Raw genomic sequence first — 13722 nt, forward strand, 5'->3', positions numbered from 1 at the left:
CCTATACGCAATTGGATATGGAAAGAAATGCAAAGGAAATACTCGAAAAATATAAACAGGGGATCTGTACCGAAGAGGAAAGAACGCTAGTAGAAAATTATTTCAATAGTACTGTACAAACTAACGGAGAATGGCCTAAAGTCACTCAAATGCAGCTTTCCTTTGAGAAAGGGAAGACTATCCCGTCTACCTATCAAACGGCTAGTATAATGTCGAGACTATGGAAAAGGTACCGTATAGTTGCTGCAGCATGTTTTCTACTGCTGGCGTGTGGATTGAGTTATACCTATTTGTTTCAGAACGATGAGATGACGGAAGTACAGTCCGTAAACAATGATGCACTTCCTGGCGGAAACAAAGCAATTCTAGTGCTGGCCGACGGAAGACGTGTTAACGTAGATGATATCGGCACAGCGCCGTTAACGCTGGAGGGAGGAGTGACCGTGTACAGATCTGAAGCTGGGGAGATAAGTTATAAAAGCACTACCGTCGCTAGAAGAGAATCGGTAAACTATAATCAGATCATTACGCCTAATGGAGGGATGTATAGTGTCGTGCTGTCAGACGGTACAAAGGTGAAGCTTAATGCAGGTACGAGCCTCAGGTATCCAAATCGTTTTATGGGCGACCAGCGCGTTGTCGAGTTGACAGGTGAAGCCTATTTCGACGTCAAATCAAATCCATCCAAGCCCTTTATCGTCAAGAGTAGCGAGCAGGAAATACAGGTCGTAGGCACCAGATTCAATATACAGGCTTATGCCGGTCAAGCTAAAGCAAGAACAACATTGGTCGAAGGTAAGATCAATTTAAAAAATTTAAGCAGCGGTATGGTTAGACCGCTCGCGCCGGGTGAGCAGGGCGAGGTGTATGGGCAGCGCTTGGTTGTAGAGCCTACGGATCTTACCGTGGCTATGGCTTGGCTGAATAATACGTTTGTTTTCAAAGGGACGCCTATTCGGGAGATCATGCTGGAACTGAGCCGTTGGTATGATGTGGAAGTTGACCTAGAGAATCTTCCTGATGAAACATTCTACGCCACGCTACCGCGTACGGTGCGACTATCCAAAGTGCTATCCGCACTAGAGGAAACGAGCAATCTAAAATTTACTATTCAAGGAAGGAGGGTCAAGGTACAGTAGAGATCAATTTTTTACAAGAATACAATTGACCTAGTGAGCAAAAAACCGAAGGTACAGCTAATACCTCCGGTCGATGTCGGTCCATTGATTCTGAAACTCGTGGAAGTAATAGAATTTTTTAACCTAACATAACAAATGTATGAAAATCAATTTTCATATCAAGCAGGATTTTGTACAGCGCGGTGCTGTGCGAATATCCTCACTTGATAGAACCGTGCTATTCAAAATTTTGATGACCATGAAACTAACCGTCCTGTTAATGACGATTTTTACGCTAAGTGTGCAAGCTACAGTCCATGGCCAGCGTGTAGACCTGAAGGTCAATAAGGTTCGTCTGGACAAAGTGTTTGACGAGATCTACACGCAAAGTGGCTATGCTTTTCTTTTTAATGCGAAGCAATTACGCGCTGCAAAACCGATAACGGTCGAGCTTAAAGGTATGCCCATAGAACAAGCTATAAAAGCGATACTAGCCGACCAACCCTTTGATTATACCATTGATGAAAAGGTGATTACGATCAGGGAGAAGAAAGTCGATCCAAAGAAAAGTAAGATCGAAATGACACAATACGAAGATCCGGAAACGAAGGATCTGATTATTGAGGGAAGGGTGATTGATGCGGAGACGAATGAGCCTTTGGAAGAGGTTGTTATAGAATCTTTAGATGGTAAAGTTATAGGGAGAACAGATAGAAATGGACGTTTTCGAATGATTATAAATGCTAATAGAGGAGGGGTAAAATGAGGGAGATCGTATGCATGTTGTCATCGTTGCTACTTATAGCTTTAGCGGGAATCAGTAGATCTCAAACTATGATAATTGATGAAAAGCAATACATTGATAGTATTAAAGCTTTGAAAATAGGAGATACAATTCCACAAGTCCTTTGGGATGTGAAGCTTGGTGTCGTAGGGCATCCCGCTGGAGCAAAACAGTTGGCGCTCCGTGATTATAAGAATAGTGAACTAATTATTTTGGACTTTTGGGCTACGTATTGTTCCTCCTGCATAGCCGCATTTCCAAGCTTATCTAAGCTGGAAAAAGATTTTGGAAAAGAGCTTAAGATACTTTCTATAAGCCATCAGGATGCTGCTTCAATTCAAAAGTTTATTGATAGGAGTGAATATCTCAAAGAAAATAATCTTGATAAATCCTTCTATTCCGTGGTTAACGATACAATACTGGCCAAATACTTTGGAAGGAGTACGATCCCTTTCAATGTCGTTATCGACAAAAAGGGAAAAGTAAGGGCGCTGACCACCCCTGATGAGTTGACAGCCGATAGACTTGCTATGATGATAGCAGATAATACCGCCAAACCAATTCTGCCGAGAAAAAGCACAATAGATGGCCCTTTATTACGCAGCATAACGGGCGAAGCAAAAGATATTTATTATAGTGCTATACTTCCATATGATCCTACGCTTCCCGTAGCAGTAAAGAAAAAGGTGGATTCTTTACGACAGATCAAGCATTTCGTCTTACCTAACTGGGGTTTAAAACGTCTTTTTGCTTACTTGATCCACCATCAATCTCCTCGTAAGGAAAATGTTACTTTCACTCCTTCACGATGTATCATCGAAGCTGATCCACAAAGTGAAGAATTTTTGTCGGTTTTTGATACCAATGGGAAATATTCAAGAGTGACTTACGAATCTGTTTCACCAATGCTGGTGTCAGACTCCACTATTTTTGCCAAAATGAAGATTGACCTAGATATTCTGACAGGAATGAAAGCTTCGTACCAAAAAAGAAAGATTCCTTGCCTTATAGTGACTGTCTCAAATCAAAAGCTTCTCCCTATTAATAAATCCGGGCTGGGGTACCCCACACTGGTAAGGAATGGACGATCGGATGGAGATGGCACTGGCGACGGTAGATTTGAACAGCGTGTTCAATTAAACAATAACCAGACTAAGAACTTTATGAGTAATTATAGTATGAAGGATATGCTATATGCTTTTAACCAATCAATGGGAGCAAATCTCCCTTTTATGATTGATGAAACGAATTTTAAGGGTAAGCTGGATTTAAAATTACCCCATAAGGTAGATGACTTGCAAAGTCTCCAAGCTTCGTTCGCAGAGCAGGGACTTCGCTTAAGTTTAGAACAGCGTGAATTGGAGGTTTTTGTATTGTCATCCAACAAGTTTAAGATCAACAATGCAACGTTGACGCTCACCTCAAACGGGTATGTTTATTCGAAGAGAAAGGAGGTGCTAAAATGAGACTAGTTTTAATAGTATTCCTTTTTAACATTATTAGTATTGCTGAAGGATCGCATCTAGAATTTCGTTCCCATATGCCCGAGAAAGCTCAAAAAATGCTGTTCCCGCCATCAACCACTGAGGGTTTTTCTCAACATCAGGATAATTTAAAGCCTATTTATGGGTTAAGAATACCAAAGGATACAGCGTTGTTAATATTCAGGCGATTGGGCTATATGTCGGATACATTGAGTACACGACAAATAATAGAAAAAAATGGAGAAGTAAAATTAAAGGTCCTTAGTCAGAAAATGGAAGATATTATTATCTCCACAGGATATCAAAAAATCCCTAAATACCAAACCACAGGTGCAGTGGATCTCGTTGCTAACAAGGATTATGAAAGGCAGATCGGTACTGGCGTATTGGAGCGTATGGATGGATTGGCCGCTGGGCTAACATTTGATCGCAGGAAAGGATACATGAAAGATCTCCAGATAAGAGGGTATAGTACCATGACTTCGACAATTGCCAAACCATTGATTATTATGGACAACTTTCCTTTCGACGGTGATATTGAAGCGATCAATCCAAACGATATTGAAAATGTCTCCCTATTAAAAGATGCCGCTGCTGCTGCGATATGGGGGGCAAGGGCTGGAAATGGTGTATTGGTCATTACCACTAAAAAAGGAAAAATGGATCGGCCAATGGCTGTGCAGTGGAATTCGAATGTCAGCATCATAGACAAGCCGGATCTATTCTATTCACCGAGAGTCAGCAGTAGTCAATTTATAGACAATGAAATTTTTCTTTTTGAAAAGGGAGTCTTCAATGCAAATCTTTCTAATAATACCAAACGTCCGATTGTGACTCCAGTAGTCGAATTACTGGATGCCGTAAAAAAGGGTAATCTAAATGAAGCGGATGCTATAGCCCAGATAGATCGGTATCGGTCATATGATCTAAGGAATGATTATGATCGTTATCTATACCGTAAAGGTATCAATCAGCAGCATTACATAGCTTTGCAGATGGGCGGACAGAAATGGAATAATAGGCTCGCCATTGGCTGGGATAGGGATGTAAGTGTATTGAAAGCCAATGACCAAAATAAATTATCAATCCGTACAAATCAACAATGGCAGCCGTCAAAAAAGATAGAGATCCAAATGGGATTACAATATTCGCATGCACTAGCTCATAACAATAATCCTGGAGAGCTAACATCCATTTATCCATACGCCCGTCTTGCAGGGGCCAATGGCTCGCCATTGGCAGTAGACAACTTGTATCGGTACAGCTATATCGATACTGTCGGACAGGGGCTTTTGATGGACTGGCGTTATTATCCTTTGAATGAAATACAACAGCGCGATAATAGGACATTGCGTAGAAATATAATCATGGATATCGGCGCTACTTATAACCTATGGAAAGGTCTTTCATTTGATCTGAAATACCAATTTAGTAGACAGGTGGGGGAGCATAAAAAATATCAATCCGAGGATCTGTTTTACACGCGGGATTTAATCAATAGGTTCAGCGTAATCAAAAATGGAACGTTGACTTACAACTTGCCCAAAGGAGGGATTTTGGACTATGATAATGACGAAAGCATTAGTCATCAGTTCAGAACGCAATTAAACTTTAACCGTGTTTTGTCAGATAAACATGAGGTACAGTCACTGCTCGGGACCGAATGGCGTAAGATAGATAATAATGCACATATTGGACGGTCTTACGGGTATAATGATGACCTTAAACTGTCGAGTCAGGTGGATTATGTTACCCTCTTTCCCAATTTTGACAATCTTTATTCCAGTATGTCGGTTCCATTTATGGATCAGTATACCTCTTCGGCAGACAGAATGGTTTCATTTTTCTTTAATGGAGGGTATAGTTACAAAAAGCGTTATACATTTTCTGCTTCGGCACGACGAGATGCTTCTAATCTCTTTGGAGTAAATACAAACAATAGATGGAAACCGCTGTGGTCTGTCGGTGGTAAATGGATCGTCAATCAAGAGGATTTTTTTCATGTTCCGTGGATGGATCAGTTGGTGTTGCGAACATCCTATGGTCATAGTGGAAATGTGAACAATGCCGTTCCTGCGGTGGTTACAATCGATTATAATTCATTTTTGAGCCCACTGGCACGATTACCGTATGCGAATCTGAGAAACGCGCCCAATCCTGATTTACGTTGGGAAGATGTAGCACAATGGAATATTGGAGTAGATGCCACTTTTCTAAAAAATAGGATTTCGCTGACGCTAGATTATTATAATAAGACATCAACAGATCTCATTGCAAATGAAGATGCGGATAGAACAACAGGTTTTGCATCCTTTACACGCAATAGTGGAACCTTAATAACAAAAGGGATAGACCTCACATTAAGGACGTTAATTGTAGATCGAACGTGGAAGTGGAAAGCTGATCTGCTGGGAAGTTTCAATAGTAACCGTATGGCTGTACTCAATCGCACGAGAACTTCATTGACAGCAGGAGAGTTTTTTGTGCCGCCAGCTATTGACTATCCAATGAATTCGATGTTTTCATACCGTTTTGCTGGACTAAATGCCAATACAGGTGCACCACAGGGATTTGTTAATGGTGAACTGAGCGAAGACTATACAGCACTGACGAGTACGAGCAAAGTTAAATTGGAGGATCTAATCTATCACGGAAGTGTCGTACCTCGATACTATGCCAATCTAAGAAATTCATGGCATTATAAGGGGGTGGAAATGCTTGTAAATATAAGTGGTAAATTTGGTTATGTGTACCGTCGGAATACAATATTATATGCGCAGATGCTGTCTACTGGTTTAGCGGCCGCGCATGCTGATTATGAAAAGCGATGGCAAAATCCGGGGGACGAGCTTCATACCAATATTCCTTCATTACAATATCCGGCGCTGGCATCAAGGGACAATTTTTATAGGCTGTCGGATGCGACAATCGAACCGGCGGATCACATCAGGATTCAAGACATCAGTTTGGCTTACTCACCAGTCATGAAGTCTAAATACATCAAGGCCGTGCGTATCCAACTTTTTGTCAATAATTTGAATTGGATAGTTTGGAAAAAGAGTAAAAATGAACTCGATCCACTATTTGCTGATAATACTCCGATTGCCCGTTCATATACATTAGGATGTAATTTTCAATTTTAAATCGAATACCATGAATAGAATAATAATATTATTAGCCTGTGTTGGCGTCTTAGGGTTGTCTTCATGTAACGGTTTTCTGGATGTAAAACCAGATAGTTCTCTAGCCCTGGTCAAAACAGTCGATGATTATTTGGCTATAGTTCAAAATGAAACGCGGATGAATGCCAATTACCCTTTCTCATACGATTATGCCAGCGATTTTTTCTATTTGTCAGAACAGAATATTGATGCACTAGATGAGACTGGACGGTATGCATATCTTTGGATAGCTGAACCATGCCATGCAAATAACTGGAATCAAAATTATGTTCGCATATATGATACGAACGTCGTGTTGCAGGGTATAGATCATGCTGAGCTAGGCAATAGAACTGAGTCAGATCGTAAAATGGCTAAGGGACTGGCTGCTTTTTCAAAAGGTTTTACATTGATGCAGCTCGCTGCTTTGTACGCACCACCCTATGAGCGTGGAAATAATATGGGAAAACTTGGTATTCCGATTCGCCCCTCGGCCAATATAGAAGAAAAATCTGTTCGTCCATCGCTCGATGATTGCTATAAGGAGATGGAGCGTTTATTAATAATGGCAAGTAACCTATTGCCAGAGTATACCAAAGCAAAGACAATATCAAATCAGGAAGCCGCATGGGCTGCATTGGCCCGTTTTTATTTAGTGACTCAAAATTATGAAAAGGCATTCGCATACGCAGATTCATGTTTGCAGTTTAATGGAGAACTTATTGACTACAATTTACTTGATCCGATGGCTTCAGGGACACAGTTTCCGATTTTGAACAAAGAGGTTGTTTTCCATGCTACTAAAGGTGATTTTTCGGGTATTTCTTCTAGTTCACGAGCAGTAGTTGATAATCTGTTATACAACAAATATGCGGTGGATGATCTCCGAAAAAGCTTATTTTACAGAAAGAATGTTGATGGAGTTGTAGGGTTTTATGGAAGCTATGATGGTAATGTCTCCTCGGCGGTGTTCAGTGGTATTGCGAGGGATGAAATTTATTTGATTGCAGCGGAATGTGCTGCTCGCCTTGGAAAGTTGGATACTGCTGTGGATAGGATAAATGCACTCCGCGAAAAAAGAATTGCTAAAGGGAGTTTTACAGTTTATAATTCCAAAGATCCGGATAATGTACTTCGATTTGTTCTGGAAGAGCGGGAGAGAGAATTATCTTTTCGTGCTGGTATTCGATGGATGGATCTTAGAAGGCTCAATCTTGAGGAACGTTTCAAAAAGAAAATTATACGATCATACAAAGGGAAAGTCTATACGTTAGAACCTAACGATGTAAGGTATACCTTCAAAATTCCAGATGAGATAGTTTCAATAGGAAAATTAGAACAAAATCAATAGTTATTATACAGACGGTTTTTTTGATCTGAAATGCGATTAATCACATTTAAAAATTGTGAAGTGGGTGATGTATCTAACAATTTACATCATAGAAGTATCATTCTACCGATTTTTTCATTGATTATCTCGGATACCTCCCAAGTACGGTAGGATCAAATGCCAAACTGCTTATTTATTTTTCCCTAACCAGTATTTGCAAATAGTTTCATTTTCCGTAGTTTTGGGCAGACCATAATGTCCAAAACTACTATCCAATCTGAATGAAACCTGTCGTCACAGATACTGTAAGTCGAGAAGATGAACTGTTGTCGCAGTTGCGTGGTGGCGATTATGCGGCTTACCACCAGCTTTACGATAGCTATTCGCCCATGATTATGGCTCGGATCCGTCGACTGGTATTGGATCAAGAGATAGCGCTGGAATTGCACCAAGAGGTATTCTTACAGATATGGAACGAACGTAAAAAACTACCTGCCGATGTCCCATTCAAGGCTATTCTGCTGCACCGAGCGAAACTGCAAGCCTATAAATATTACCATAAAGCTTCACAGGACCGTGACATGCGGGCACACCTGATGACAGTGGCGACGGAGCTCTACGATCAACTGCAAGAGCAGATTGATTTTCAGGAAACGAATGCATCTCTCTTGGCTGCCATAGCCAAACTGCCTGAACAACGTCGTAGAGTATTTGTACGGATTAAACTGGAAGGTCGATCGTATGAAGAGGCAGCGGATGAGTTCGGCGTATCCGTATCGACTATAAAAGACCATATGACCCGAGCGCTCAAATTCCTGCGAACGGAACTGACCCAAGACAACCCATCTCTTCTTTTTTTCCTCTTGGCGGCTACGCTTTTCAGGTAGTTTAAAAATATATCAAAAAATAATTGCCCGCGAGCCGTACTTTTTTCTGTTTGTCCACACTGTATAGGTAAAAGAGGAAAATATATGCCAGACATACAGGAGATATATGCAAAGTTTTTAGCTCGTCAGTGTACAGCCGAAGAGGTAGAGCTATTAATGGTGCAATTTGCAGATAAGGATAATGCGGCAGTGATACAGGAATTGATACAGGCTGAAATTGACCGAGGCCATGATGTGGAAGTCGAACAGAGAGATATAGCGTCAGCGCATCAAAACTGGGGTGCATTGGATACCCGTATCCATCGGCAGGGGCGCATACGTAAGCTACAACGTTACTGGATATCTGCCGTAGCGGGTTTATTATTGATAGCATTAGGTGCGACATTTTATTATTATAACATTAACATCAGCACAGATAACACAGCCGTCGTAGCTGCAAATAAGATTGTACCTGGAACCAATAGAGCCACAGTAACCCTTGCTGATGGGAGTATAGTCGATCTGAGTGATAGGCAGACAGGGCTAGTGGTCGGCGATAACCTTACCTATGAGGACGGTTCTGCTATTTCGGCTGCAACTACCTCAGCGACATTAACTACTCCCCGCGGTGGGCAGTATCGCATCACATTGGCCGATGGTACCAAAGTATGGCTCAATGCCGCCTCGTCTCTGCAGTACCCAGTTCGTTTTGATGGAGATACGCGAGAGGTGACCCTTAGGGGAGAAGCTTATTTTGAAGTCGTGCACAACGCCCGCAAACCGTTTATCGTAAGTAGCGGAGAGCAACGGACACTGGTAAAAGGTACCAGGTTTAATGTCAGTGCCTATGCAGATGATCATCAGATAGCCACTACTTTGTTGGAAGGATCGGTCGCCATCCAGCGGATGCGAACTACCGAAGACGAGGGACTGCTGTTGAGACCAGGCCAACAGGCAGTCATGAAAGATGGCGAGATGAGTATACGACCGGTAGATGCCCATGAGGCGATGGCCTGGTCACAGGGCAAATTTATGTTTACCGATACAGCGTTGCCCGTCATCATGCGTCAGATCGCCCGCTGGTATGACGTAGAAATAGTTTATATGCAACCTGTAGACGACGTGACTTTTACGGGGTCAATCTCTAGATTCGATAACATACAGGATGTGCTGCGCAAGCTGGCACTGACCGAACGTATAAAATTTGAAACACAGGAAAGGAGGATCATGGTCAAGCGGGAATAGTATTTTACAATAAGGTCTAGCCATCGTTTCTACAAAATAAGACCGGATTCTGTTTGCTCCAGAACCCGGTCTAAGACAAGGTAATGACCAACAAAAGTTAGCTAACAACTAGTTATTTATCATTTTAACCCTAATCAAAGATATGAATTTTTATCATCATGTCGTGGGAATTTTATTGTCTATCCCACGGCAGACACGCTGGAGGATTTTTATGCGGGTACAGCTTATACTCATTTCGATATTTTTACTGTTGGCACAACTGCAGGCTACCGATCTCCGGGCGCAGCGCATGTCCTTGCACGCCAATGGGCAGCAGTTGCAGCAGGTACTGAAAGAAATCCGTAAGCAGACAGGATATGATTTTGTGTACAGTCCAGAGACATTGAAAGCGCATGCACAGCCCGTCACTATAGACGTCAGCAACGTTCTTGTTTTGGACGTTTTAAAACAGCTGTTTGGCAGCCAGTCTCGGCTGCAATATACCGTAGATCAACAAACAGTCATTGTCAGACCGAAGGCTACTACGGCAAATAGCCGCCCGGCTCCAGAAGCTAACGATCTCATTCAAACGCCGATCCGCGGGAAGATCACCAATGAAAAAGGCGAACCGTTGGGCGGTGCGTCGATCTATATACTGGATGCACACGGAAATCGTACGGCAGTGCAGACCAAAACCGATGAGCAGGGCTATTTTGTGCTGCCACAGGATCAGATCGGCGCAAAGCTCGAAGTGGTGTACCTGGGGTATGCCGCACAAAAGCTTACCGTCCGAGCAGATATGGGGGTGATTGCATTGAAACCTTTCTCAGCGGAAGTGGAGGAAGTCGAGGTGGTATCTACGGGATATCAGAAGATACCTAAAGAAAGAGCTACGGGGAGCTTTGAGTTTATAGACTCCGCATTATTCAACAGGAAGGTGTCTACGGATATAATAAGTAGGCTAGAGGATGTTGTTCCTGGGCTTTCATCTAATAAGTCTTCTCATAATGCCAAAGGGGTAATGTTGAATATCAATGTGAGAGGGGTAAGCTCCATATCATCTAATATATGGCCGCTCTTGGTGGTAGATGGTATTCCGTACGAAACCAATTTGGCAGATTTTGGGATGGGAATGTTCAATAATATCAATCCCAATGATGTAGAGAGTGTATCTGTCTTAAAAGACGCTGCTGCAGCGTCAATATGGGGTGCTCGGGCAGCCAATGGTGTCATCGTGATCACGACAAAACGAGGTAAGTTTAATAGTAAGGCACAGGTAGCTGTAAATTCAAACCTTAGTATCAAAGAACGGCCTGATCTCTATTACACAAAACCCATGGGTACTTCGGACTATATCGACCTAATGCAGTTCTTTTTTGACAAAGGACGGTATAACTCATCTTTTAATAAATGGAATTTTAATGCGCAGCCGATTATCTGGATGATGAAAGATGAGAGGGAGGGCAAAATCACAAAAGAAGAGTTAAACGGTAAACTTGACGCCTTACGGAATATAGATGCACGGGACGATTACTATAAGTATATCTATCGAAGAGCCGTGACTCAAAGCCATAATATACAATTAAGTGCTGGTGGGGATAGAATCAATACGATATTCTCGGCAGGGCTTGATAAGGATAAAAGAAGTCTCGTAACAGATTCCTATAATCGGATCTCGCTGAAATCCAACTCGGAGATCAAACCAATAGAAAATCTCTTGCTGAATGTCGGTCTGAACTATACAGAATCCAAGAATGTATGGAATCTCGATGATATCCTATATCGTACATCCCGTAATCCCTATGTCCGCTTGGCAGATGATAATGGTAACCCTGTTCGGGTAGATGTAAGCTCGAGGCACCCAGTCTATAGGGATACCGTTGCGGGAGGTAGGTTGCTAAGTTGGGACCACTATCCATTGAAAGAATTGTATGCATCAAAGTTTTATCAGAAGGTAAAGGAGACCGTGTTGAACTTTTCGGCACAGTACACATTCAACAATGGACTCAAGATACAGGGTACCTATAATTATCAGCGTACAATCAATCCAGTGACCAATTATCAAGGGCTGGAATCATTCGCCACTCGAAACCTGATTAACTCGTACGCTTCGTACAACCCCAATACTGTAACGTGGAATATTTCTGTTGGGGATATCATCTATACCAATCATTGGGATACTTATGTACATACTGGGCGACTTAATTCTGAATTCAACAGGACTTGGTCTAACGTTCATGATCTAAACCTACTGGCTGGTTTCGATATGCGTGAACTTGTCAATGAAGTCCATACTTCGCAGTATTATGGCTTTGACCCAGAGACAGGTAAATTTAGCCCTGTCGCCTATGGGAGACAGGTGCCTTGGTGGAACGGAAAGGTCGGGACGACTACGATAACAGACTATAGTGCCTATGATAAGACCACAAATAGATTTGTGTCCTATTATGCAAATGGATCATATACCTATATCCAGCGTTATATCCTTAGCGCCAGTTTCCGCAAAGATGCTTCCAATCTGTTCGGTGTCAAGACTAATGAAAGAGGGCAACCCTTTTGGTCGGTAGGGGCAGCATGGCTATTGTCCAAAGAGGGATTCATAGAGAATAAAAATATCGATGTGCTTAAATTCCGAGCGACATACGGCTATAATGGTAATGTCAATAACCTACTCTCAGCATATCCGATTATTACGGTAAATAACAATCCGAATACAATAACGGGACAACATTTCGCAACAATGCAAAGCCCGCCGAATCCATCCCTGAGATGGGAGAGAGTAAGGAATATAAATTTTGGACTAGATTTTTCATTTTTTGGCAATCGTATTAATGGAAGTTTGGAAGCCTATGAGAAGTATGCAACGGATCTGATATCCATGGCACCCGTAGATCCGACAATGGGGTTTGGTACACTGATGATCAATCACGGTAATATTAAAAATAGGGGTTGGGATGCCTCAGTGAATGCTACCGCCCTCAAAAAGAAAGATTGGCTATTGACGAGTCATATTATGCTATCGTATAGCAGGCCAAAGGTGACCAAAGCCTATTCGGATCCCAATGCTGTTTCGTATCTGTACATGGCCGGACCTAATGCAAGACAGATGACACCGTTCGAGGGAATGGACCTATATAGTTTGCTGACTTACAAATGGGCCGGATTGGATCCTGTTGATGGCACGCCCAGAGCTTATCTAAATGGTGAAATCTCTAAAGACTATAGCAAAATCATAGGTTCTACTGTAGAGGATCTTCGGAATCATGGCTCGACTAATCCTACTTATTTTGGTTCGTTCAGAAATGCACTTCGATATAAAAATCTAGAGGTATCTATAAATATAGCTGCTCAGTTCGGATATGTGTTTTTAAGAGAATCTTTCGATAATGATCTGTTTATAAATAACGATGCCAAACATAGTGACTATAGCCGCCGTTGGCAGAAGCCGGGCGACGAGTTGATTACGGAGGTACCCGCGTTTACCTATCCCAACAAAGCGGCTTCAAGTCAGGTGTACAGGCAGTCCTCTGTATTGGTAGAAAAAGGAGACTTTATAAAATTGCGTGACATCCAATTTAGTGTTTCATTACCAGGCTTAAGACAGTATGGCTTTAGGAATGCCCGTATTTATGCCTATCTGCAAAATTTAGGAACGATCTGGAAAGCAAATGATAAAGGTATAGACCCCGAGTTCGGCGCTTCTGTGCCTGATCCTATCATGTACTCTTTTGGTCTCAACTTTAATCTTTAGAAAA

Annotated in this window: 8 protein-coding genes; all 8 read left to right on the forward strand. The window is 42.0% G+C overall.

Going from position 1 to position 13722, the window contains the following annotated elements:
• Positions 1 to 17 precede the first annotated feature (17 nt).
• The 8 genes from JKG61_RS02075 (at position 18) to JKG61_RS02110 (ending at position 13718) form a co-directional block, all read left to right on the forward strand.
• Complete coding sequence (locus JKG61_RS02075; RefSeq protein WP_202101326.1) at positions 18 to 1139, forward strand: FecR family protein; 1122 nt, start codon at positions 18 to 20, stop codon at positions 1137 to 1139.
• Positions 1140 to 1278: 139 nt separating this feature from the next.
• A complete protein-coding gene (locus JKG61_RS02080) occupies positions 1279 to 1884 on the forward strand; it encodes an STN domain-containing protein (RefSeq protein ID WP_202101327.1) in 606 nt (201 codons plus the stop codon).
• Positions 1885 to 1952: 68 nt separating this feature from the next.
• Positions 1953 to 3368: a TlpA family protein disulfide reductase gene (locus tag JKG61_RS02085; RefSeq protein WP_202101328.1), complete on the forward strand. Its 1416-nt coding sequence runs from the start codon at positions 1953 to 1955 to the stop codon at positions 3366 to 3368.
• On the forward strand, positions 3365 to 6529 hold the full coding sequence (locus JKG61_RS02090; protein ID WP_202101329.1) for a SusC/RagA family TonB-linked outer membrane protein: 3165 nt from the start codon (positions 3365 to 3367) through the stop codon (positions 6527 to 6529). The genes JKG61_RS02085 and JKG61_RS02090 overlap by 4 nt, the downstream gene beginning before the upstream one ends.
• Before the next feature lie 10 nt (positions 6530 to 6539).
• Complete coding sequence (locus JKG61_RS02095; RefSeq protein ID WP_202101330.1) at positions 6540 to 7898, forward strand: RagB/SusD family nutrient uptake outer membrane protein; 1359 nt, start codon at positions 6540 to 6542, stop codon at positions 7896 to 7898.
• Positions 7899 to 8158: 260 nt separating this feature from the next.
• On the forward strand, positions 8159 to 8764 hold the full coding sequence (locus tag JKG61_RS02100) for an RNA polymerase sigma factor (protein WP_202101331.1): 606 nt from the start codon (positions 8159 to 8161) through the stop codon (positions 8762 to 8764).
• Between the two features lie 84 nt (positions 8765 to 8848).
• On the forward strand, positions 8849 to 9988 hold the full coding sequence (locus JKG61_RS02105; protein WP_202101332.1) for a FecR family protein: 1140 nt from the start codon (positions 8849 to 8851) through the stop codon (positions 9986 to 9988).
• A gap of 142 nt (positions 9989 to 10130) precedes the next feature.
• On the forward strand, positions 10131 to 13718 hold the full coding sequence (locus JKG61_RS02110; RefSeq protein WP_202101333.1) for a SusC/RagA family TonB-linked outer membrane protein: 3588 nt from the start codon (positions 10131 to 10133) through the stop codon (positions 13716 to 13718).
• Positions 13719 to 13722 lie beyond the last annotated feature (4 nt).

Origin of the sequence: Sphingobacterium faecale, from assembly GCF_016746095.1 — a bacterium.
Lineage (GTDB): Bacteria > Bacteroidota > Bacteroidia > Sphingobacteriales > Sphingobacteriaceae > Sphingobacterium > Sphingobacterium faecale.

What these genes read in the sequence shown, in the direction of transcription:
- JKG61_RS02080 (WP_202101327.1), top strand. Translation starts at nt 1,279, where the DNA reads ATGAAAATCAATTTTCATATCAAGCAGGATTTTGTACAGCGCGGTGCT.
- JKG61_RS02110 (WP_202101333.1), top strand. Translation starts at nt 10,131, where the DNA reads ATGAATTTTTATCATCATGTCGTGGGAATTTTATTGTCTATCCCACGG.
- JKG61_RS02095 (WP_202101330.1), top strand. Translation starts at nt 6,540, where the DNA reads ATGAATAGAATAATAATATTATTAGCCTGTGTTGGCGTCTTAGGGTTG.
- JKG61_RS02105 (WP_202101332.1), top strand. Translation starts at nt 8,849, where the DNA reads ATGCCAGACATACAGGAGATATATGCAAAGTTTTTAGCTCGTCAGTGT.
- JKG61_RS02100 (WP_202101331.1), top strand. Translation starts at nt 8,159, where the DNA reads ATGAAACCTGTCGTCACAGATACTGTAAGTCGAGAAGATGAACTGTTG.
- JKG61_RS02075 (WP_202101326.1), top strand. Translation starts at nt 18, where the DNA reads ATGGAAAGAAATGCAAAGGAAATACTCGAAAAATATAAACAGGGGATC.
- JKG61_RS02090 (WP_202101329.1), top strand. Translation starts at nt 3,365, where the DNA reads ATGAGACTAGTTTTAATAGTATTCCTTTTTAACATTATTAGTATTGCT.
- JKG61_RS02085 (WP_202101328.1), top strand. Translation starts at nt 1,953, where the DNA reads ATGATAATTGATGAAAAGCAATACATTGATAGTATTAAAGCTTTGAAA.